This window comes from Mesorhizobium sp. M5C.F.Ca.IN.020.29.1.1 (assembly GCF_003997375.1).
Taxonomy (GTDB): Bacteria; Pseudomonadota; Alphaproteobacteria; order Rhizobiales; family Rhizobiaceae; genus Mesorhizobium; species Mesorhizobium wenxiniae.
Map to the genome: position 1 here is coordinate 1 of NZ_RZSW01001201.1, position 428 is coordinate 428.

At 64.0% G+C, this 428-nt stretch carries 1 pseudogene; it reads right to left on the bottom strand.

The annotated features are described in order from the left end of the window. Positions 1-428 (bottom strand): annotated as a pseudogene (locus EOA85_RS37035) (ABC transporter permease); the annotation flags it as partial.

Consider the following 428-nt stretch of genomic DNA (forward strand, 5'->3'; position numbering starts at 1 on the left):
CGGCAGCAGAATGAAGGGGATGCCCGCGCCGCGCGTCACCGCCTCCCAGATGATCAGGATCCAGGCGCCGAAGATAGCCGGAATGATCAGCCTCAAAGCGGTCGCCGCCCAGCGCGAGGTCGGGCGAAGCGCGGACAGGGCTGTCACGCAGCGCCAGGCCAGAAGCCATGCCGCGGCAAGCAGCAAATAGAAGGATGCGCGAGCGGTCCCCTCATTGCCGGTTATGCCGGCGAGAAGCATCCACGCCGCGCCGTGCGCGCCAAGGAAGAGCAACACCACCCCAATCACCGGTGGGAAATTATCGGCCGCGATTGCCAGAAGCAGCAAAAGGAAAATCAAAGCCACGGTGGCGACACCATAGCCGGGCGTGGCATTGACAAGCGGCCAAAGAAGGAGCGCTCCGGCAAGAAGGACAAGCGCGGCATACC